The organism is Streptomyces chryseus (assembly GCF_014650755.1).
GTDB classification, from domain to species: Bacteria; Actinomycetota; Actinomycetes; order Streptomycetales; family Streptomycetaceae; genus Streptomyces; species Streptomyces chryseus.
Genome location: NZ_BMVO01000002.1, coordinates 349,681 through 369,841 on the forward strand (window position 1 = coordinate 349,681; position 20,161 = coordinate 369,841).

General features: G+C 73.1%; 17 protein-coding genes and 1 pseudogene. 14 read left to right on the top strand and 4 right to left on the bottom strand.

Going from position 1 to position 20,161, the window contains the following annotated elements:
- Nucleotides 1-58 precede the first annotated feature (58 nt).
- From IE185_RS06280 to IE185_RS06315, 8 genes are all read left to right on the top strand, one after another.
- Nucleotides 59-1,168, top strand: coding sequence for a quinone-dependent dihydroorotate dehydrogenase (locus IE185_RS06280; protein ID WP_138894947.1), 1,110 nt, complete (start codon nt 59-61; stop codon nt 1,166-1,168).
- Nucleotides 1,165-2,022: an orotidine-5'-phosphate decarboxylase gene (gene pyrF / locus IE185_RS06285; RefSeq protein ID WP_268246656.1), complete on the top strand. Its 858-nt coding sequence runs from the start codon at nt 1,165-1,167 to the stop codon at nt 2,020-2,022. The genes IE185_RS06280 and pyrF overlap by 4 nt, the downstream gene beginning before the upstream one ends.
- A 257-nt stretch (nt 2,023-2,279) precedes the next feature.
- On the top strand, nt 2,280-2,603 hold the full coding sequence (locus tag IE185_RS06290; protein WP_028814066.1) for an integration host factor: 324 nt from the start codon (nt 2,280-2,282) through the stop codon (nt 2,601-2,603).
- 39 nt (nt 2,604-2,642) lie between these two features.
- Complete coding sequence (gene gmk, locus IE185_RS06295; protein ID WP_069929716.1) at nt 2,643-3,236, top strand: guanylate kinase; 594 nt, start codon at nt 2,643-2,645, stop codon at nt 3,234-3,236.
- 28 nt (nt 3,237-3,264) lie between these two features.
- On the top strand, nt 3,265-3,537 hold the full coding sequence (rpoZ, locus tag IE185_RS06300; RefSeq protein ID WP_028814064.1) for a DNA-directed RNA polymerase subunit omega: 273 nt from the start codon (nt 3,265-3,267) through the stop codon (nt 3,535-3,537).
- A gap of 110 nt (nt 3,538-3,647) precedes the next feature.
- Nucleotides 3,648-4,853 (top strand): bifunctional phosphopantothenoylcysteine decarboxylase/phosphopantothenate--cysteine ligase CoaBC, encoded by a 1,206-nt coding sequence (gene coaBC, locus IE185_RS06305; RefSeq protein ID WP_138894946.1) that lies wholly within the window; start codon nt 3,648-3,650, stop codon nt 4,851-4,853.
- 250 nt (nt 4,854-5,103) lie between these two features.
- A complete protein-coding gene (metK, locus tag IE185_RS06310) occupies nt 5,104-6,312 on the top strand; it encodes a methionine adenosyltransferase (RefSeq protein WP_138894945.1) in 1,209 nt (402 codons plus the stop codon).
- Between the two features lie 97 nt (nt 6,313-6,409).
- Entirely contained in the window at nt 6,410-8,554 is a 2,145-nt protein-coding gene (locus IE185_RS06315; protein ID WP_189714776.1) for a primosomal protein N', read from the top strand.
- 360 nt (nt 8,555-8,914) lie between these two features.
- Here the strand turns inward: IE185_RS06315 and IE185_RS06320 are convergent, their stop codons facing one another.
- The gene (locus IE185_RS06320; RefSeq protein WP_138906080.1) at nt 8,915-9,457 is read right to left on the bottom strand and encodes a hypothetical protein; all 543 of its coding nucleotides are present in this window, start codon (nt 9,455-9,457) and stop codon (nt 8,915-8,917) included.
- A 295-nt stretch (nt 9,458-9,752) separates the two neighbouring features.
- Between IE185_RS06320 and fmt the strand changes: the two genes are divergently transcribed.
- From fmt to IE185_RS06335, 3 genes are read left to right on the top strand one after another with little or no spacing between them, the layout of a single operon-like run.
- Nucleotides 9,753-10,703, top strand: a complete 951-nt coding sequence (gene fmt / locus IE185_RS06325) for a methionyl-tRNA formyltransferase (protein WP_138896810.1) — start codon at nt 9,753-9,755, stop codon at nt 10,701-10,703.
- Between the two features lie 37 nt (nt 10,704-10,740).
- Entirely contained in the window at nt 10,741-12,201 is a 1,461-nt protein-coding gene (locus IE185_RS06330) for an RsmB/NOP family class I SAM-dependent RNA methyltransferase (protein WP_138896809.1), read from the top strand.
- A gap of 53 nt (nt 12,202-12,254) precedes the next feature.
- On the top strand, nt 12,255-12,791 hold the full coding sequence (locus tag IE185_RS06335; RefSeq protein ID WP_138896808.1) for a cysteine hydrolase family protein: 537 nt from the start codon (nt 12,255-12,257) through the stop codon (nt 12,789-12,791).
- Between the two features lie 13 nt (nt 12,792-12,804).
- Here the strand turns inward: IE185_RS06335 and IE185_RS06340 are convergent.
- Nucleotides 12,805-14,924: pseudogene (locus tag IE185_RS06340) on the bottom strand (MMPL family transporter).
- Between the two features lie 147 nt (nt 14,925-15,071).
- Between IE185_RS06340 and rpe the strand changes: the two are divergent.
- From rpe to IE185_RS06355, 3 genes are all read left to right on the top strand, one after another.
- Entirely contained in the window at nt 15,072-15,758 is a 687-nt protein-coding gene (gene rpe, locus IE185_RS06345) for a ribulose-phosphate 3-epimerase (protein WP_138896807.1), read from the top strand.
- 79 nt (nt 15,759-15,837) lie between these two features.
- The gene (locus IE185_RS06350) at nt 15,838-16,920 is read left to right on the top strand and encodes a sugar-binding transcriptional regulator (protein ID WP_138896806.1); all 1,083 of its coding nucleotides are present in this window, start codon (nt 15,838-15,840) and stop codon (nt 16,918-16,920) included.
- A 163-nt stretch (nt 16,921-17,083) separates the two neighbouring features.
- The gene (locus tag IE185_RS06355) at nt 17,084-18,526 is read left to right on the top strand and encodes a GuaB1 family IMP dehydrogenase-related protein (RefSeq protein WP_138896805.1); all 1,443 of its coding nucleotides are present in this window, start codon (nt 17,084-17,086) and stop codon (nt 18,524-18,526) included.
- A 73-nt stretch (nt 18,527-18,599) separates the two neighbouring features.
- On the opposite strand, the gene IE185_RS06360 is transcribed toward IE185_RS06355, so the two are convergent.
- The gene (locus tag IE185_RS06360) at nt 18,600-18,971 is read right to left on the bottom strand and encodes an ATP-binding protein (protein WP_229843364.1); all 372 of its coding nucleotides are present in this window, start codon (nt 18,969-18,971) and stop codon (nt 18,600-18,602) included.
- A gap of 74 nt (nt 18,972-19,045) precedes the next feature.
- Complete coding sequence (locus IE185_RS06365) at nt 19,046-20,122, bottom strand: GDSL-type esterase/lipase family protein (RefSeq protein ID WP_138898231.1); 1,077 nt, start codon at nt 20,120-20,122, stop codon at nt 19,046-19,048.
- Nucleotides 20,123-20,161 lie beyond the last annotated feature (39 nt).

Genomic DNA, 20,161 nt, shown 5'->3' on the forward strand with positions numbered 1-20,161 from the left:
CGCGGTGTCCCCCTCTTCGTGAGCCCAGCCCGCAGCCGAGCCTCCCGAGGAACGCACCGTGTACACACTCTTCTTCACCCTCGTCTTCAAGCGCATGGACGCCGAACGGGCCCACTACATGGCCTTCCGCTGGATCCGCCTCGCCGCCCGCGTCCCGGTCCTGCGCACCTTCGTCGCCGCACTCCTCGCGCCCCGCCACACCACGCTGCGCACCGAGGCGCTGGGCCTGCGGATGCACGGCCCGTTCGGCCTCGCCGCCGGTTTCGACAAGAACGCGGTCGCCATCGACGGGATGTCGATGCTCGGCTTCGACCACATCGAGATCGGTACGGTCACCGCCCAGCCGCAGCCCGGCAACCCCAAGAAGCGCCTCTTCCGCCTCGTGAAGGACCGCGCGCTCATCAATCGCATGGGCTTCAACAACGAGGGTTCCGAGGCCGTGGCGGCCCGCCTGGCGGCCCGTAACCCCGTCTTCAGGACGGTCGTCGGCGTCAACATCGGCAAGACCAAGATCGTTCCGGAGGAGGAGGCCGTCGCCGACTACGTCGCCTCCACCGAGCGCCTCGCCGCCCACGCCGACTACCTCGTCGTCAACGTCTCGTCCCCGAACACCCCCGGCCTGCGCAACCTCCAGGCCACCGAGTCGCTGCGCCCGCTGCTGACCGCCGTGCGCGAGGCCGTCGACCGTACGGTCACCGGCCGCCGCGTACCGCTGCTGGTCAAGATCGCACCCGACCTGGCGGACGAGGACGTGGACGCCGTCGCCGACCTGGCGCTGGAGCTCGGCCTCGACGGCATCATCGCCACCAACACCACCATCGCCCGCGAGGGCCTCGGCCTGAAGTCCGACCCGGCCCTGGTCAAGGAGACCGGCGGACTGTCCGGAGCGCCCGTCAAAGCGCGCTCCCTGGAGGTCCTGCGCCGCCTGTACGCCCGCGTGGGCGACCGGATCACCCTGATCGGGGTCGGCGGCATCGAGAACGCCGACGACGCCTGGCAGCGGATCCTGGCGGGCGCCACGCTCGTCCAGGGCTACAGCGCCTTCATCTACGAGGGCCCGTTCTGGGCCCGCGCGATCCACCGGGGCCTCGCGGAACGCCTCGCGAACAGCCCGTACGCCACCCTCGCCGACGCGGTCGGCGCCGAGACCCGGGAGACCGCCAAGTGAGCGCCGCCACCGAACCGACCGTCGAACCCTTCGGCGCCCGTCTGCGCCGCGCCATGGACACCCGCGGTCCGCTGTGCGTCGGCATCGACCCGCACGCGTCGCTGCTGAGCGCCTGGGGCCTGAGCGACGACGTCAAGGGCCTGGAGGCGTTCACCCGCACCGTCGTAGAGGCGCTGGCCGACCGGGTCGCCGTGCTCAAGCCGCAGTCGGCGTTCTTCGAGCGCTTCGGCTCGCGCGGCATCGCCGTGCTGGAGAAGGCCGTCGAGGAGGCCAGGGCGGCCGGCGCGCTGGTGCTGATGGACGCCAAGCGCGGCGACATCGGCTCCACCATGGGCGCGTACGCCGAGACGTACCTCCACCAGGGCTCGCCGCTCTTCTCGGACGCGGTCACCGTCTCGCCGTACCTCGGCTTCGGCTCGCTGCGTCCGGCGCTGGACGCGGCCGTGATCAACGGCTGCGGCGTGTTCGTCCTCGCGCTCACGTCCAATCCGGAGGGCGCCGAGGTCCAGCGCGCCACCGCGGCCGGCGGGCGCTCGCTCGCCCAGCTCATGCTCGACCACATGGCGGCCGAGAACGAGGGCGCCGAGCCGCTCGGGTCGGTCGGCGCCGTGGTCGGCGCGACGCTCGGCGACGCGGGCGTCGACCTCGCCATCAACGGTCCGCTGCTGGCTCCGGGCATCGGCGCGCAGGGCGCGACGCCCGCCGATCTCCCCGGCGTCTTCGGGCCGGCCGTCGGCAACGTCGTACCGAGTGTGAGCCGCGGCGTACTGCGCTTCGGCCCCGACGTAGCCGGACTGCGTGAGTCCGCTTCTCGCTTCGCGGACGAGGTCAGAGCGGCGGTCTCGGCGGCCTGACGGTGGGTCGGCGATTCATGTTGACGGAATCCTGACCGAAAAGCGGGGTGGTATGTCTGGTATGTCTGAGTCGACAGAGGCTGACCAGGACTTTTCGCCGCTTCTCGCTGACTGGAGCGGTCCTGGCCGCTAGTCTCCGTCGAGAGAAACGCGCAGCTCGTCGTTCGCGGCCTGCTGTTCGTTGCTCGCCTGGTGTGGGGCGACAAGGTTCCTCACCGGTCCGTATCCGACAGTTCGACATCCGAGGTGACGTAGGCGTGGCTCTTCCGCCCCTTACCCCTGAACAGCGCGCAGCCGCGCTCGAAAAGGCCGCCGCGGCTCGCCGGGAGCGGGCCGAGGTCAAGAATCGACTCAAGCACTCCGGCGCCTCGCTCCACGAGGTCATCAAGCAGGGACAGGAGAATGACGTCGTCGGCAAGATGAAGGTCTCCGCCCTTCTCGAATCTCTGCCAGGCGTCGGCAAGGTCCGTGCCAAGCAGATCATGGAGCGGCTCGGCATCTCCGAGAGCCGTCGTGTGCGCGGTCTCGGCTCCAACCAGATCGCCTCTTTGGAGCGCGAGTTCGGCGGCGGAGCCGCCTGACGTTCTCGGGCACCCCCGAGAACCTGGATAATCGCATCCATGGCTGCAACATCCCGGGGGACGACCCCCGTACCCCCGGACGTACGTCCGCGGCTGACCGTGCTCTCCGGCCCCTCGGGTGTCGGCAAGAGCACGGTCGTCGCCCATATGCGCAAGGTCCACCCCGAGGTATGGCTCTCGGTGTCGGCCACCACACGCAAGCCGCGACCCGGCGAGCGCCACGGTGTCCAGTACTTCTTCGTGAGCGACGAGGAGTTCGACAAGCTCGTCGCCAACGGTGAGCTGCTGGAGTGGGCCGAGTTCGCCGGCAACCGGTACGGCACGCCCCGGCGTGCCGTGGCCGACCGGCTCGAAGCGGGTGAGCCCGTGCTCCTGGAGATCGATCTCCAGGGCGCACGGCTCGTCCGCGAGTCGATGCCCGAGGCTCAACTGGTCTTCCTGGCCCCGCCCAGCTGGGACGAGCTGGTCCGCAGGCTGACCGGCCGCGGTACGGAGGCGCCCGATGTGATCGAGCGCCGTCTGGAGGCGGCGAAGATCGAACTCGCCGCGGAGGCGGAGTTCGACACCACCCTGGTCAACACCTCCGTCGAGGACGTGGCGCGCGAGCTGCTAGCCTTGATGGAAGTTGCTTGATCTCTGTTCACTTATCGGAAGGTAGAGCGTGTCCTCTTCCATTTCCACGCCCGAGGGCATCATCAACCCGCCGATCGACGAGCTGCTCGAGGCCACGGACTCGAAGTACAGCCTCGTGATCTACGCGGCGAAGCGTGCGCGTCAGATCAACGCGTACTACTCGCAGCTCGGTGAGGGCCTGCTCGAGTACGTCGGCCCTCTGGTGGACACCCACGTCCACGAGAAGCCGCTCTCGATCGCCCTGCGCGAGATCAACGCGGGTCTGCTGACCTCCGAGGCCATTGAGGGCCCGGCTCAGTAGTCAGCAGGCGCAGGAATCTTTTCCACCACAGGCCCGGCAGCGAGACTGCCGGGCCTGTGGTGTGTCATAGGGACGTGAACCGTCGGACAACCGGGCAAGCGGGAGACGCAGTGGACAAGCCGAAGGTCGTGCTGGGAGTCAGCGGGGGCATCGCCGCGTACAAGGCGTGCGAGCTGCTGCGCCGGCTGACGGAATCGGGCCACGACGTACGGGTCGTGCCGACCGATTCCTCGCTCCACTTCGTGGGCGCCGCCACCTGGTCGGCGCTTTCCGGCCACCCCGTCTCGGCGCAGGTGTGGGACGCGGTCCACGAGGTCCCGCACGTACGGATCGGGCAGGCCGCCGACCTCGTCGTGGTGGCCCCGGCCACCGCCGACATGCTGGCCAAGGCGGCCCACGGGCTGGCCGACGACCTCCTCACGAACACGCTGCTCACGGCCCGATGTCCGGTGGTCTTCGCTCCCGCCATGCACACCGAGATGTGGGAGCACCCGGCCACCCGGGAGAACGTCGCCACCCTGCGCCGCCGGGGCGCGGTGGTCATCGAGCCCGCGGTCGGCCGGCTGACCGGCACCGACACCGGCAAGGGCCGGCTGCCCGACCCGGACGAGATCTTCGAGGTCTGCCGGCGCGTCCTCGCGCGGGGCGTGGCCGAGCCCGACCTCGCGGGGCGGCACGTGGTGATCAGCGCCGGCGGTACGCGCGAACCGCTCGACCCGGTCCGCTACCTGGGCAACCGCTCCTCGGGCAAGCAGGGCTACGCGCTGGCCCGTACCGCCGTCGCGCGCGGCGCCCGGGTCACGCTCGTCGAGGCCAACACCGGGCTGCCGGACCCGGCGGGCGCCGACGTGGTCCGCGCCGGCACGGCGACGCAGCTGCGCGAGGCGGTGCTGAAGGCGGCGGCGGACGCCGACGTGGTCGTGATGGCGGCCGCGGTGGCCGACTTCCGGCCGGCGGCGTACGCCTCGGGAAAGATCAAGAAGAAGGACGGGCAGGAGCCGGCCGCGGTCGAGCTGGTGCGTAATCCGGACATCCTCGCCGAGCTCGCCGCCGAGCGGCGCGGACGGCCCGGGCAGGTGGTCGTCGGCTTCGCCGCCGAGACCGACGACGTCCTCGCCAACGGCCGGGACAAGCTCCGCCGCAAGGGCTGTGACCTGCTGGTCGTCAACGAGGTGGGGGAGCGCAAGACGTTCGGCTCGGAGGAGAACGAAGCCGTCGTGCTCGACGCCGACGGCGGCGAGACCCCGGTGCCGTACGGCCCCAAGGAGGCCCTCGCCGACACGGTGTGGGACCTGGTGGCACGTCGGCTCGGTTAAATCTCGCCATACTCGGTGCGCCACGCCCGGTGTCGCGAACCGCTGGGAATCGGGCCATTCGCCCTCTGGCGGAGGCCCCCGGCCGTGCTGCACAATGCAGTGCCGCTGGTCACAGGGCTCCCAAGAAGCGAGACGCGTGGTCCGCCGACCGGAAGCGACCGATAAACTGGTGCCGGACCGACGCCGGGCGCAGCTCCCGGTCCGTTCCATCAATGCTCAGCCAGCAGCCGCTGCAACCCCAGGGAGCGATGTGTCCCGCCGCCTGTTCACCTCGGAGTCCGTGACCGAGGGCCACCCCGACAAGATCGCTGACCAGATCAGCGACACGATCCTCGACGCGCTCCTGCGGGAGGACCCGGCTTCCCGGGTCGCCGTGGAGACCTTGATCACCACCGGCCTGGTGCACGTCGCCGGCGAAGTGACGACCAAGGCTTACGCCGACATTCCCACGCTCGTACGCAACAAGATCCTCGACATCGGGTACGACTCCTCGAAGAAGGGCTTCGACGGCGCCTCGTGCGGCGTCTCGGTGTCCATCGGCGCGCAGTCCCCCGACATCGCGCAGGGTGTCGACACGGCGTACGAGACGCGGGTCGAAGGCGATGACGACGAGCTCGACAAGCAGGGCGCGGGCGACCAGGGCCTGATGTTCGGTTACGCGTGCGACGAGACGCCCGAGCTGATGCCGCTGCCGATCCACCTGGCGCACCAGCTCTCGCGCCGGCTGTCCGAGGTCCGCAAGAACGGGACGATCCCGTACCTGCGCCCCGACGGCAAGACTCAGGTCACCATCGAGTACGACGGCGACAAGGCCGTCCGCCTCGACACGGTCGTCGTCTCCTCGCAGCACGCGTCGGACATCGACCTCGACTCGCTGCTCGCTCCCGACATCCGCGAGTTCGTCGTCGAGCACGTCCTGAGCGGGCTGCTCGAGGACGGCATCAAGCTGGACACCGAGGGCTACCGCCTGCTGGTCAACCCGACCGGACGCTTCGAGATCGGCGGCCCGATGGGCGACGCCGGCCTCACCGGCCGCAAGATCATCATCGACACGTACGGCGGCATGGCCCGCCACGGCGGCGGCGCGTTCTCCGGCAAGGACCCCTCCAAGGTCGACCGCTCTGCGGCGTACGCGATGCGCTGGGTCGCCAAGAACGTCGTGGCCGCGGGTCTCGCCGCGCGCTGTGAGGTCCAGGTCGCGTACGCGATCGGCAAGGCCGAACCGGTGGGCCTGTTCGTCGAGACCTTCGGCACCGCCACCGTGGCCACCGAGAAGATCGAGAACGCCATCGCCGAGGTCTTCGACCTCCGCCCGGCCGCGATCATCCGCGACCTCGACCTGCTCCGCCCGATCTACGCCCAGACGGCGGCGTACGGCCACTTCGGCCGCGAGCTGCCCGACTTCACCTGGGAGCGCACGGACCGCGTGGACGCCCTGCGCGCGGCGACGGGTCTCTGAACCGGCCCCACTGTTCGCACGCGAAGGCCCCGGACCGTACTGGTCCGGGGCCTTCGCGCTGGTCGCACTGTCCGTGGTGTCTGGTAGGAATTTGGCTGTGAGCAGGAACGACGAGCGGCCCGAAGAGCCCGCGGGCGGGGCGCCGGAGCAGCTTGCGCTCATCCGGGAGACCGTGCGGAAGGCGAAGGTCCCGAAGGCCAAACCGAGGACCTGGCGCGGCGCGCCGCTGGCCAAGGAGCTGCCCGTCGCGCGGGTGCTGGTCGACAAGGGGGTGCTGCACCTCGACAAGTACTTCGACTACGCCGTGACGGAGGAGCTGGACGCCGTCGCCCAGCCGGGGGTGCGGGTCCGGGTGCGGTTCGGCGCCGGTTCGCACAACGTGCGGGACGGCCGCCGTGAGGGCGGCGGGATGATCGACGGGTTCCTGATCGAGCGGCGGGCCGAGTCGGACTACGCCGGGCCGCTCGCGGCGCTCGCCTATGTGGTGTCCCCGGAGCCCGTGCTGAGCCCCGAGCTGCTCGCCCTGTCGCGGGCGATCGCCGACCGGTACGCGGGCAGCCTCGCCGACGTGCTCCAGCTGGCCGTTCCGCCGCGCAACGGGCCGGCCGAGAAGAAGGCCTCGCCCGAGCCGCTGCCGCCGCCCGGCGCGCCGGCGCCCGGGACCTGGGGGCGGTACGCGCACGGACCCGCGTTCCTGCGGGAGCTGGCGGCGGGCGGGGCGCCGCGCGCCGTGTGGAACGCGCTGCCGGGGCCGCACTGGCCCGAGGAACTGGCCCGCGCCGTGGTGGCGACGCTCGCGTCCGGCCGGGGCGCGCTGGTCGTGCTGCCGGACGGCCGGAGCGCGGCGCGGGTGGACGCGGCGCTCACCGCGCTGGTGGGCAAGGGCCACCACACGCTGCTGACCGCCGACGCCGGGCCGCAGAAGCGGTACGGGCAGTGGCTGGCCGCCCGGCGGGGGTCGGTGCGGGCGGTGATCGGGACACGGGCCGCGATGTTCGCCCCGGTGACGGATCTGGGGCTCGTGGCGGTGTGGGACGACGGGGACTCCAGCCACAGCGACGACCACGCGCCGTTCCCGCACGTGCGGGAGGTGCTGGAGCTGCGGGCGCAGCACAGCAGGTGCGGATTCCTGCTGGGGGCCACGAGCTGCACGGTGGAGGCGGCCCAGCTCGTGGAGAGCCAGTGGGCCGTGCCGCTGCGGCCGGGCCGCGAGCACGTGCGGGCCGCCGCGCCGCTGATCCGTACCGTCGGCGACGAGGAGGTGGCCCGGGACGGGGCCGCGCGGGCGGCCCGGCTGCCCAGCCTGGCGTGGCAGACGGTGCGGGACGGGCTGCGGTCCGGTCCGGTACTGGTGCAGGTGCCCCGGCGCGGGTACGTACCGAGCCTGGCGTGTGAGCGGTGTCGTACGCCCGCGCGGTGCGGCCACTGCGCGGGGCCGCTCGAAGCGGCCGACCAGCGGGAACTGCACTGCGGGTGGTGCGGCCGGGACGCGGCAGGGTGGCGGTGCGGCGAGTGCGGGAGCGTGCGGCTGCGGGCGCAGGTCGTGGGCGCGCGGCGCACGGCGGAGGAGCTGGGGCGGGCGTTCCCGGCCGTGCCGGTGCGCACGTCCGGGCGCGATCACGTGCTGGAGAGCGTGCCGGCGGCGCCCGCGCTCGTGGTGAGTACGCCGGGGGCCGAGCCGGTGGCCGAGGGCGGTTACGCGGCGGCGTTGCTGCTCGACGGCTGGGCGATGCTCGGCCGCCCGGACCTCCGCGCGGGGGAGGAGGCGCTGCGCCGGTGGATCAGCGCGTCGGCCCTGGTGAGGGGGCAGGCGGAGGGCGGGACGGTGGTCGTGGTCGCCGAGCCGTCGCTGCGGCCGGTGCAGGCGCTGGTGCGGTGGGACCCGGTGGGGCACGCGCAGCGGGAGCTGGCAGAGCGGGCGGAGCTGGGCTTCCCGCCGGTGTCGCGGATGGCGGCGGTGAGCGGCCGGCCCGAGGCGATCGCCGCGTTCCTGGCGGCGGCCGAACTGCCGGCCGACGCGGAGGTCCTCGGCCCGGTGCCGCTGCCCGTCGCGGAGCCCGGCCGTCCGCGCCGGCCCGGCGACCCGCCGGTGGGCGAGGTGTGGGAGCGCGCGCTGCTGCGGGTGCCGCCTGGGAGCGGAGCGGCGCTCGCCACCGCGCTGAAGGCGGCCCAGGCGGCGCGGCTGGCCCGGGGCGGCGGCGATCCGGTGCGGATCCGGATCGATCCGCCGGACATCGGCTGAGGGCGGCGGCGGCGGGGCGACTCCCGGAGTGTGCCGTCGCTGGTGTGGCGCGCGGCGGGGTCCGGCCCTGGAGTCCGCAGGTGCCTTGGGGTCGGTGCCGCGCCGGGGCGTCTCCTCGGGTGCCGAACGTGTCGGGGCGACGAGTCGTTCGGGAGGGTTGCGTTCGACACCCTGCGGGGAGCGCCCCGGCGCGTCCCTCCCGGCACCGTGGAGGGTGAGGCGGGGCTCCGCCGGTGCGGGCCCTCGCCGGGCGGAGCTGGGACGGTCGGCGAGGGCCGGTGGCGCGTGGGGCGTCAGGTGCAGGGCCCTGCGGCGGAGACGGGAGGGGCCGGGGAGCCCGGCCGGGACGGGCGAAGAAGGTCAGCCGTTGCGGGGGCCGGGGAGGGCGGTCGGGCGTAGTTCGTCGCGCAGCGACTGGGTCGCGGCTGCCGGCTGCGGCGGCATGGAGCGGGCCGCCGGCACGGAGGGCAGGGGCGGCGGGACCGGCAGGGTGCGGGTGGCGGTCGCCGTCTCGGCGGCCGGCTCGGCCTCCGCCGGTGCGCTGGTCTGCGCAGCGGCCCGCCGCGCGCCGTATCGCCGGTGCACGGCCTGCTTGGTCACTCCGAGGGCCGAGCCCACCGCGTCCCAGGAGAAGCCCAGCGAACGGTCGAAGTCCACGGCGGCGGTCACCAGCGTCTCGACGCTGTCCCGCAGCTCCTGGGCGAGGCGGACGGTGGGCGCCGGGGCCCGGCCGTAGACGACGAAGCCCGTGGAAGGGCCGGAGCGACGCGGGCGGTAGACGTTGCCGAGCTGGGCGGTGAGGGTGCGCAGTGCGTCCACCTGCCGGCGGACCCGCTCGATGTCCCGTACCAACAGATGCAGGCTGGCCCGTGCTTGGGCGTCGTGGGTTGCGTGGTCGGCCATGAACAAGCCTCTCGAACCGGCGTGAAAGAAGGGGCGGAAGAAGGAGGGAAAGGTGCGTGTGGGGGAGCGGGCGGGAAGTCGGGGCCGCTTGCGCGGGCCGTATCGGTCAATCTCACTTGACCAACGCGTCACCCGGCGCCGGGGTCACGCTGCTGGGGGCGTAGACGTGTCCGCGCGGGGCGCGCGGTCGTGCGTACGCCCCCTGAGGCCAAGGACCGTGACGGCCCATAGACTGGTGCGTCCCTTGACGCCGCACCCGTTACCGCCCTTCCTGCCCGAGAGGCCCGCGCCACCGATGAAGCTCGTCTTCGCAGGCACCCCCGAGGTCGCCGTACCCGCCCTGGACGCCCTGATCGCCTCCGGCCGGCACGAGGTCGCCGCCGTGGTCACCCGGCCCGACGCGCCGGCGGGACGCGGCCGCAAACTCGTCGCGAGCCCCGTCGCCGCGCGTGCGGAAGAGGCCGGGATCGAGGTGCTCAAGCCGGTCCACCCGCGTGACGAGGACTTCCTCGCGCGGCTGCGCGAGATCGCGCCGGACTGCTGCCCCGTCGTCGCGTACGGCGCGCTGCTCCCCAGGACCGCCCTCGACGTCCCCGCCAAGGGCTGGGTCAACCTGCACTTCTCGCTGCTGCCGGCATGGCGCGGCGCCGCCCCGGTGCAGCACGCGATCCTCGCGGGCGACGAGGTCACGGGCGCGTCGACCTTCCTGATCGAGGAAGGGCTCGACTCCGGGCCGGTGTACGGCGTGCTCACCGAGCGGGTACGCCCCACCGACACCAGCGGCGACCTGCTCACCCGGCTCGCCTTCGCGGGCTCCGGCCTGCTCGCCGCCACCATGGACGGCATCGAGGACGGCACCCTGCACGCCGTACCGCAGCCCGCCGAGGGCATCACCCTCGCACCCAAGATCACCGTCGAGGACGCGCAGATCGACTGGGCCGCGCCCGCGCTGCGCGTCGACCGTGTCGTACGCGGCTGCACGCCCGCGCCCGGCGCCTGGACGGTGTTCCGGGGCGAGCGGCTCAAGCTCGTCTCCGTGAAGCCGCTGCCCGACCGGACGGACCTGGCCCTGGCCCCCGGTGAGCTGTCGGCGGGGAAGAAGAACGTGTACGCGGGAACCGGATCGCACCCCGTGGAACTCCTGTGGGTGCAGCCGCAGGGCAAGAAGCCGATGCTCGGCGCCGACTGGGCGCGCGGCGTGCGGATCGCCCCGGGCGAGCACGTGGGCGCGGCGGACGTACGCTGAGAGGGTTCGTCCCCCTCTTCAGCGGAGCACCTTTTTCGTGAGTGACCAGCCAAGCAGCCCTCCCGCCAAGCGAACCGGCAAGCGTCCCGCCAAGCCGCACCGGCGCCCCCAGAAGGACCCGGTCCGCTTCCTCGCGTTCGAGGCGCTGCGCGCCGTCGACGAGCGCGACGCGTACGCCAACCTCGTCCTGCCGCCGCTGCTGAAGAAGGCCCGTGCCAAGGGCGACTTCGACGAGCGCGACGCCGCGCTCGCGACCGAGCTGGTGTACGGGACCCTGCGCCGCCAGGGCACGTACGACGCGGTGGTCGCCGCGTGCGTCGACCGGCCGCTGCGCGAGGTGGACCCGCCGGTCCTCGACGTGCTGGCGCTCGGCGCGCACCAGCTCCTGGGCACCCGCATCCCGACGCACGCCGCCGTGTCGGCGAGCGTCGAGCTGGCGCGCGTGGTGCTCGGCGAGGGGCGCGCGAAGTTCGTCAACGCGGTGCTGCGGAAGATCTCCAAGCAGGACCTCGACGCCTGGGTGGAGCAGGTCGCCCCGCCGTACGACGACGACGCCGAGGCGCACCTGGCCGTCGTCCACTCCCACCCGCGCTGGATCGTCTCCGCGCTCTGGGACGCCCTCGGCGGCGGCCGCGCCGGCATCGAGGACCTGCTGGAGGCCGACAACGAGCGGCCCGAGGTGACGCTCGTCGCCCGCCCGGGCCGCTCCACCGCCGACGAACTGCTGGACGCGGTGGGCGAGGACTCCGGGCTGCCGGGCCGCTGGTCCCCCTACGCCGTACGCCTGGCCGAGGGCGGTGAGCCGGGCGCCATCGCGGCGGTCCAGGAGGGCCGGGCCGGGGTCCAGGACGAGGGCAGCCAGCTGGTCGCCGTCGCACTCGCGAACGCTCCCGTCGAGGGGCGCGACGAGCGCTGGCTCGACGGCTGCGCCGGGCCCGGCGGCAAGGCCGCCATGCTGGCCGGACTCGCCGCCGGGCGTGGCGCGGCGCTGCTCGCCTCCGAGAAGCAGCCGCACCGCGCCCGCCTCGTCGAGCGCGCGCTGGCGGGCAACCCGGGCCCGTACCAGGTGATCGCCGCCGACGGCACGCGCCCGCCGTGGCTTCCGGGCTCCTTCGACCGCGTCCTGATGGACGTCCCGTGCTCCGGCCTCGGCGCCCTGCGCCGCCGCCCCGAGGCGCGCTGGCGCCGCCGCGCCGAGGACCTGGAGGGGTTCGCCCCGCTCCAGCGCGGACTGCTGCGCGAGGCGCTGAGCGCGGTACGGGTGGGCGGAGTCGTCGGGTACGCGACCTGCTCCCCGCACCTCGCCGAGACCCGGGTCGTGGTCGACGACGTGCTCAAGGGGCGCGGCGGGCACCAGCCGGTCGAGGCCGAGTGGATCGACGCCCGGCCGCTGCTGCCCGGCGTACCGGCGCTGGGCGACGGCCCCGACGTACAGCTGTGGCCGCATCTGCACGGCACGGACGCGATGTACCTGGCGCTGCTGCGGCGGACCGCCTAGGCAGGGGCGTTCCCGAGTGGGGCGATCGTCGACTGACGGGGAACCTGGGGCGTATGGGAAAGACCGCTCTCATCGTCATCGACATGATCACCACCTACGACCACGACGACGCGGAGCTGCTGCTCCCCTCGGCGCGCGAGGCCGTCCCGGCGATCGTCCGGCTGCTCAAGCGCGCCCGGGAGAGCGGCGTTCCGGTCATCTACGCCAACGACAACTTCGGCGAATGGCGCTCCCACCACGGTGAGATCGTCGACACGGCGCTGTCGGGGCCGCACGCGGAGCTGGTGCGGCCCCTCCAGCCGGACGGCGACTCGCTGTTCGTGGTCAAGGCGCGCCATTCGATCTTCTTCGAGACACCGCTCGGCTACCTGCTCCATTCCCTGCAGGCCGACCACGTGGTGCTGTGCGGCCAGGTCACCGAGCAGTGCGTGCTGTACTCGGCGCTCGACGCGCACATCCGCCACCTGCGGGTGACCGTCCCCCGGGACGCCGTCGCGCACATTCATCCGGAGCTGGCCGAGGCCGCGCTGGAGATGATGCGGCGCAACATGCACGCCGCGATCGTGGCCGGCGACGACATCGAGTGGTGAGCCGGGGCGCGCCCTACCGGTCCTCGCGGGCCATGCGGTGGGGCCACCACACCTTCGGGCCGGCGTCCAGGAACAGTGCCGGCACCAGTACGGACCGTACGACGAGGGTGTCGAGCAGCACGCCCAGCGCGACCGCGAAGCCGATCTCGGCGAAGGCCACCAGCGGCAGCGTGCCCAGGGCGGCGAACGTGCCCGCCAGGACGAGGCCGGCGGACGTGATGACCGCGCCGGTGGTCGCCAGGCCGGTCACCACGCCGGCCCTGGTGCCCGTGCGCCGGGCCTCCTCGCGGATCCGGGTGGACAGGAAGATGTTGTAGTCGATGCCCAGCGCCACCAGGAACACGAAGACGAACAGCGGGAAGTCGGTCGTCTCGCCCGCGTAGTCGAAGACGTACCGGAAGGCGAGCGCGCTCAGGCCGAGGGCGGCGGCGAACGACAGCACGACCGTGCCGATCAGCAGCAGCGGCGCGACCAGCGAGCGCAGCAGCACCATTAGCACCAGCAGCACCACGACCAGCACCAGCGGGATGATCAGGACGTTGTCGTGCGTGGTGGCCTCGTCCATGTCGAGGAGCGCCGCCGTGCCGCCGCCCACCCGGGCGTCGGCGTCCGGGACGGCGTGCACCGCGTCCCGTACCCGCTCCACCGTGTCCTTGGCGGCCGTGCTGTCGGCGCCCTGCGTCATCGTGGCCTCCAGCAGCACCCGGCCGTCGTGCACGGGTTTGGTGCCCGGCGGGACGGTGACCGACCCGGGCACGACCCCGTCGGTGCGCGCCACGGTCTCGCCGACCTGCCTCGCCTGCCCGGCGTTGCTCACGACCACCAGGGGGCTGCCGCTGCCCGCCGGGAAGTACCGGTCCTGCACCTCCTGCCCGGTGATCGCGTCGGGTTTGCCCGTGAAGGCGTCCGCGTTGCTGACGCCCTCGGCCCGCAACTGCGTCAGACCGAGCGCGAAGACGGCGAGGACGAGCGCCGTGACCCCCCACACGGCCCTCGGGCGGCGGGCGATACGCCGTCCGGTACGGGCCCAGATCCCGCGCTCGGTGGGCTCGGGCGAGCCCAGGTGCGGGATCACCGGCCAGAAGATCCAGCGCCCGAAGATCACCAGGAGGGCGGGGAACAGCGTCAGCATGGCCAGCAGGGCGACCGCGACACCGATCGCGGCGACCGGACCGAGCCCGCTGGTCGAGTTCATGTCCGCGAACATCAGCACCAGCATGCCGAGCACCACGGTGGCGCCACTGGCCAGCACGGCCGGCCCGGCCCGGTGCAGGGCGAGCGCCATCGCCTCGTGCCGGTCCTCGTGGCGGCGCAGCTCCTCGCGGTAGCGGGCCACCAGCAGCAGGGCGTAGTCCGTACCGGCGCCGAAGACGAGGACCGTGAGGATGCCCGCGCTCTGCCCGTTGACGGTCAGGTCGGCGTGCTCGGCCAGGAGATAGATCAGCGCCTGCGCGGCGACCAGCGCCCCGATGACGCCGACGACCGGGACCACCAGGAGCGTCGGACTGCGGTAGGTGATCAGCAGCATCACGATCACCACGCCGAGGGCCGCGAGCAGCAGGGTGGAGTCGATGCCCTCGAACGCCTCGGAGAAGGCGGCGGAGGTGCCGCCCGGGCCGGTGACGTAGACCGCGAGCCCGCCTTCGCCGGTGCCGCTCTGCGCGCGCAGGGAGTCGACGGCGGGCGCCAGCCGCTCCCAGCCCTTCTCGTCCATCGTGATCGGTACGAAGACCTCCGCGGCCCGCGGGTCGACGGGCCGGTCCAGCACGGGGCCGCGCGTCTCGGCGCCGCGCAGCCCGTGGTCCCGCAGGTCCTTGAACGCCGCGACGTCCTCGGCGATGCGCGCGCGGTCGGCGGGCGTCAGGCCGCTCGCGCGCGCGTATACGACGACCGCCGGGATGACCTCGGGCCGGAACTCCTCGGCCTCCTGGAGGACGGGGTCGACTCCGCCTTGCCGGGGAGCCAGGAGGCGGAGTCGTTGTCCTGCGCGTCGGTGAGCCTGGCCGCCAGCGGGAAGGCAAGGACGATGACCACCAGCCACAGGACCACCGCGACCCACTTGCTGCGCCGCCCGCAGACCAGCCGGCCGACCCCTCGGCGCGGCGGCGGTGAGAGCTCCTGCGTCTTCGGCACGGCGCCCCCTGAGGCCAGGTGTCGGGTCCGTTGTCGCGGGCCGAATCGCCAGGATTGCGCGGTGTGTGCTGATCCCGGGCACCGCTGGTCCGTACCGATGGGACCACCGGGGCGAGGAAGCGCCCCGGAACGTGGCAGGCTTGGCCCATGGCTGTTCAGATCAATCCCAGTATCCTCTCCGCAGACTTCTCCCGCCTGGCGGAGGAGGCGAAGGCCGTCGAGGGCGCCGACTGGCTCCATGTCGACGTGATGGACAACCACTTCGTGCCCAACCTCACGCTGGGCGTCCCGATCGTGGAGTCCCTCAGCCGCGCGACGGACATCCCGCTGGACTGCCACCTGATGATCGAGGACGCCGATCGCTGGGCCCCGCAGTACGTCGAGGCGGGCGCCGGATCGGTCACCTTCCACGCCGAGGCGTGCGCCGCCCCCGTACGCACGGCGCGTGAGATCCGCGCCAAGGGCGCCCGCGCCTCCATGGCGCTGAAGCCGGCCACGCCCATCGAGCCGTACGAGGACCTGCTCCCCGAGCTCGACATGCTGCTGATCATGACCGTGGAGCCGGGATTCGGCGGCCAGGCGTTCCTCGACATCATGCTGCCGAAGATCCGCCGTACCCGTGAGCTGATCTCCAAGCACGGCCTGGAGCTGTGGCTGCAGGTCGACGGCGGCGTATCGGCGTCGACGATCGAGCGCTGCGCGGAGGCCGGCGCGGACGTCTTCGTCGCCGGTTCGGCCGTGTACGGCACCGACGACCCGGCCGCCGCGGTGCGCATGCTGCGCAACCAGGCGACCGAGACCACGGCCACGGCCGGCTGGGCATGCGACCACTGAGCCACGGCTCGGTGAACGCCGCCCTTCGGGGCTGATCAAGGTCTCGCTGATCTGACAGGATGAACAGCGAGACCAGAGTGTGAACAGCAGTGAGGAGATCGCGGTGTCTGCAATGTCGGCGGGCCGGTCAGCCCTGCGGATGGGACCCGCAGAGCTGGTCCAGGCGGCGGCCATGGCCCGCCGCTTCTACCTGGAGGGCAAGTCCAAGATCCAGATCGCCGAGGAGTTCGGCGTCAGCCGCTTCAAGGTGGCCCGGGTCCTGGAGACCGCCCTGGAGCGCGACCTCGTACGGATCGAGATCAGGGTGCCCGCCGAGCTGGACGCGGAGCGCTCCGACGCGCTGCGTGCCCGCTACGGCCTGCGGCACGCGGTCGTCGTCGAGTCCCCGGCCGACGCCACCGAGGACGCCCTCCCCGGATCTCCCGGCTTCGCCGGCAGCGCGCCCACCGACCCCGAGAACCTGGGAGAGGTCGCGGCCGACCTGCTCGGCGAGCTGGTGAACGAGGGCGACGTACTCGGTCTCGCCTGGGGCCGCTCCACCATCCACATGGCGGCGGCGCTGCACCAGCTGCCGCCGTGCACGGTCGTCCAGCTGACCGGCGTGTACGACGCGGGGACGGCGGAACGCGGCTCGGTGGAGGCGGTGCGCCGCGCGGCGCAGGTCTCCGGCGGCGAGGCGCACCCGATCTACGCCCCGATGCTGCTGCCCGACCCGGCGACCGCGGCGGCGCTGCGCAGCCAGACCGGTATCGCGCGCGCCTTCGAGTACTTCGACAAGGTGACCGTCGCCGCCGTGTCCATCGGCTCGTGGGAGCCGGGCATCTCCACGGTCCACGACATGCTCTCCGACGAGGAGCGCGCGCACTACGCCTCGCTGGGCGTCGCGGCCGAGATGTCCGCGCACCTCTTCGACGCGCAGGGCCGCCGGGTCGGGCGCGACCTGGGCGAGCGGTGCATCACCGTCGAGGCGGACCGGCTGCGGCGCGTCCCCGAGGTGGTGGCCATCGCGGGCGGACTGCGCAAGGCGGCCGCCATCGACGCCGTACTCAGATCCGGGCTGGTCACCAGCCTGGTCACGGACACCGCCGCGGCCGACTACCTGCTGAGCGAGACCGGGTCGGCGCCCCGGCCCGCGCTGGACCGGGCCGACCCGGACGACTGAGGAGAAGGAACGCGGTTCGGAGGATCCGACGAACGCACCCCCCGCGGCCTGGACGATCGGCCCGGAGGGTGTTCCGGCATGGGCATGGGACACTGAAGTACGTGCGTTTTTCCCCGGCTGAAATGCCCGGGGGCCAACTCCGAACGACTGGGATGTTCAGCACGTGCGTTTCCTCAACGATCTGAAGCCGCCGTACGACCTCACGTACGACGACGTATTCATGGTGCCGAGCCGTTCGGCCGTCGGTTCCCGCCAGGGCGTGGACCTCACGGCCCCCGACGGCACCGGCACCACCATCCCGCTGGTCGTCGCGAACATGACCGCGATCGCCGGCCGCCGGATGGCCGAGACCGTGGCCCGCCGCGGCGGGCTCGTGGTCATTCCGCAGGACATCCCGATCGAGGTCGTCACCGAGGTCGTCTCCTGGGTGAAGACGCGGCACCTGGTGCTCGACACCCCGATCGTCCTGGCCCCCTCGCAGACCGTCGCCGACGCGCTGTCGCTGCTGCCCAAGCGGGCACACGGCGCGGGCGTCGTCGTGGACGCCGAGCGCCGCCCCGTCGGCGTCGTCACCGAGCACGACCTGACCGGCGTCGACCGCTTCACGCAGCTGTCCGAGGTCATGTCCCGCGACCTGGTCCTGCTGGACGCGGGCATCGACCCGCGCGAGGCGTTCAACCGGCTCGACCACGCGAACCGCAAGTACGCGCCCGCCGTCGACAAGGACGGCCGCCTCGCCGGCGTCCTGACCCGCAAGGGCGCCCTGCGCGCGACCCTCTACACGCCCGCCACCGACGGCGACGGCAAGCTGCGCATCGCGGCCGCCGTCGGCATCAACGGCGATGTCGCGGGCAAGGCCAAGCTGCTGCTCGACGCCGGTGTGGACACGCTCGTCGTGGACACCGCGCACGGGCACCAGGAGTCGATGATCGCCGCTGTCAAGGCCGTGCGCGCGCTCGACCCGCAGGTCCCGATCGTCGCGGGCAACATCGTCGCAGCCGAAGGCGTGCGCGACCTCATCGAGGCCGGCGCGGACATCATCAAGGTCGGTGTGGGCCCCGGCGCCATGTGCACGACCCGCATGATGACCGGCGTGGGCCGGCCGCAGTTCTCCGCCGTCATGGAGTGCGCCGCCGAGGCGAAGAAGTTCGGCAAGCACGTCTGGGCCGACGGCGGCATCCGTCACCCCCGCGACGTCGCCATGGCGCTCGCCGCCGGCGCGTCCAACGTCATGGTCGGCTCCTGGTTCGCCGGCACGTACGAGTCGCCCGGCGACCTCCAGCACTCGGCCGACGGCCGCGCGTACAAGGAGTCGTTCGGCATGGCCTCGGCCCGCGCCGTCCGCAACCGTACGAGCGAGGAGTCGGCGTACGACCGCGCCCGCAAGGCTCTGTTCGAGGAGGGCATCTCCACTTCGCGCATGTTCCTCGACCCGACCCGTCCGGGCGTCGAGGACCTGATCGACTCGATCATCGCGGGCGTCCGCTCCTCCTGCACCTACGCCGGTGCCAGCTCGCTCGAGGAGTTCGCCGAGAAGGCGATCGTCGGGGTGCAGAGCGCCGCCGGCTACGCCGAGGGCAAGCCCCTGCACGCCAGCTGGAGCTGACGCTCCGGCAGTCGTCGTGTCGCCACTGGCCGGTTCCCGCTCGCGCGGGGACCGGCCAGTGGCCTGTGCGCGCTCAGTACGCCTCGGCCGGGCGCGGCCAGATCGCCCGTACGCGCTTGCCCTCGGGCAGGGGCCGGACCTCGACCCGGCCCGCGAGCCGCTGCACCATGTGCCAGCCGAACCCGCCGCCGCCCCCGAAGTCCGGCTCGCGGGGCACCGGCGGCTGGTCGCTGGAGTCGTCCAGCTCCACCACCAGCTCCTCCCGGCCCGCGTGGAGGGTGAGGCGCCACCACCCGGAGGTGTGCCGCACCGCGTTGGCGACCAGCTCGCTGACGACGAGCAGCACCGCGTCGAGATCGGCCCAGGGGCAGTGCCGGGCCACGTAGTCGGCGGCGGCCTCTCTGGCCGTCGCGGTGTCTTGCCGGGGTGAGTCCAGGACAACCATGGGCGGCTCCTCCGTCATCTAGGACTCACCTACCCGCCCTCCACCGTCCCATGACCCTCCGGCCCCTCCCGTACTCACGCCGTGGGCGAACACGGCGCGGGCCCCGGCCCCCCCGGCGGCGGAACGAATCCGGCCTCCCGGAGCGCGGCGGCGACCGCCTCCGCCATCAGGGCGTGGCCCGCGTCGTTCGGGTGCAGCCCGTCCGCCAGATGCTCCGGGCCGAGGACGGGGAGGCCGGGCAGCAGTGCGAGGCGGTCGTCGCCCTCGGCGGCAAGGGCCCGCGCGGCGTCCTCCAGGGCGGTGCGCAGGTCGGCGAGGGTGGCGCCCAGGGCGTTGCGGGCGCCCTCCGCCTCGGGGCGCAGGACGGGGGAGAGGAGGAGCAGCGGGGTGTCCGGATGGCCCTGGCGTACGAGGCCGACGAACGCCCGCACGGTCTCGTACAGCAGGGGCGCCGAGAACGGCGTGCGGGACCAGCAGTTGGTGCCGAAGGCGAGGGTCAGCAGCTCGGCGGGCAGGCCCGCGATCTGCTGGGCGACGACGAGCTCGCCCCGGCCGGCGCCCGCGTGGCCGAGGTTCACGGCGTCCAGGCCGAGCGCGCGGCCGGCCGCCGCCGGCCAGGCGTGGGCGGGGCGGGTGGACCACCAGCCCTCGGTGATCGAGTCGCCGTGCACCAGCCAGCGGGGCTGGGCCGGGGCCGGTGCGACCGTCCCGCCGACCGGGCGCAGGCCCAGGATCTCGGGACACTGGCTCTCCGGCGGGTGGACCGTGAACCGGCCGCCGCGCTCCGGCAGCCCGATCCGTACGACCGCCTCCCGCTCCGGATCCTCGGTGACCTCAGTGACCAGGGCGCCGTCGTGCCAGAGCGCGAAGGTGTGGGCGAGGTCGCGCAGCGATTGGGCGGGCCCGGGCAGGGCGGCGCGGTAGCGGATGTCGAGGGCGGTGGCGCCCCGCGCCGTGAACTCCAGCCGCACCCCGACCGGCACGGCGGCGCGCTCGGCGGTGTCCCAGGGCAGCCGGTCGAGATCGCCGGGGTCGGCGCGCACCACGCGGCCGCCGTCGCGCCAGGCGACCCCGCGCAGGTAGGGGGACGGGTCCAGCCAGCCCCCGGCGTCCGCGAAGCCGGTCCCGGCCGCTCGGTCCGTCGTCGTCATGATCGCCTCCGGTCGTGGGGTGCGTACGGCGGTCACGGG